Origin of the sequence: Streptomyces sp. NPDC089915, from assembly GCF_040684675.1 — a bacterium.
GTDB lineage: Bacteria > Actinomycetota > Actinomycetes > Streptomycetales > Streptomycetaceae > Streptomyces.
The window spans coordinates 1-1,262 of the sequence record NZ_JBFBGN010000390.1; the positions used below are offsets into that span (position 1 = coordinate 1).

The following is a 1,262-nucleotide window of genomic DNA, read 5'->3' on the forward strand; positions in this document are numbered from 1 at the left end:
GTCCTGGTCGGCACCGGCACGGGGGCGACCGGCTGGCTGCGCTCCCTGTGGCTGGAGCGCGGCGGCGCCGAGGAGCTGCCCGCGCCGTGCGACCGACGGCTCCTGTGGTTCGTCCGCGAGGCCTGGCCCTCGCCCACGACCGGAACCACCAGGGTCTCCGGGGAGCTGGGAGGGGGTCAGGGGCTGCGGCTGACCGTGGAATCGGACCGGATCGTGGTCTTCGGCGACGGGATGGAGGCCGACGCCCTGGAACTGACCTGGGGGCAGAGCGTACGGCTGGGCATCGCGGACACCTCGCTGCGCCTGGTGACCTGAACGCCCCGTCCCCGCAGGCCCTCCCGGCGGGCCCTGGCCGGCTCCCGGTGGACGGAGCCCGGGCGGGAGGCGGGGGCCGGCGGCCGGCCGGGGCGTCCCATCCGATCGGCCCTCCCGCCTGGCGCGACCCCGCCGCACGCTGCTTGGCTGAGGGCGGATCCCCAGGAGGCGGGCGATGCCACAGGACGGGCAACCGCAGGAAGAGCGGCCGCAGGACGACCCACCGCGGGAAGCGGGCCGGGACGAACTGGCCGCGCTCCGGGCGCGGGTGCTCGCCCTGGAGACGGCGGCCGCCCGACGGCCCCCGGCCCGGCACCGCACGCGCTCCCTCGTCGGCGCCGTCCTGATCGTGCTCGGCTGCCTGCTGGCCCCCCTGGGCATCCTGGCCTCCTGGACCTCCGACATCGTCGGGAACACCGACCGCTACGTCACGACCGTCGCACCGCTCGCCTCCGATCCGGACGTGCGGGCGGCGGTGGCGAACCGGGTCACCGGCGCGGTCATGGAGCACATCGACCTCCCGGCGCTGCTGGCGGACGCGGCCCCCGACGAGCGGCCGCTGCTGGAGAAGGCGCTGGGCCGCCTCGGCGGCTCCCTCGAAGGAGCGCTGAGCAGCTTCGTCCGGGAGAAGGCGCAGGACGTCGTCGCCTCGGACGCCTTCGGGACGGTGTGGACGGACGCCAACCGTGCGGTCCACACCTCGCTCGTCCGCGCCCTGACCGGCAGCGGCGAGGGCGCCGTCACCGTCGAGAACGACGCGGTGACCCTCGACCTCGCCCCGGTGATCGAGCAGGTCAAACAGCGGCTCGTGCGCTCCGGGCTGGGCGTGGCGGCGAAGATCCCGGAGATCCACGGGACGTACGCCTACATGTCACCGGAGCAGGTACGGGGCGAGGCGCTCTCGCCCGCCGGCGACGTGTTCGCCTTCGGCTCGGTACTCGTGTTCG

General features: G+C 75.4%; 2 pseudogenes. Both read left to right on the forward strand.

Annotated elements, in window-relative coordinates:
- Positions 1–315: pseudogene (locus AB0O29_RS36065) on the forward strand (hypothetical protein); the annotation flags it as partial.
- A gap of 175 nt (positions 316–490) precedes the next feature.
- Positions 491–1,262, forward strand: a pseudogene (locus tag AB0O29_RS36070) (hypothetical protein); the annotation flags it as partial.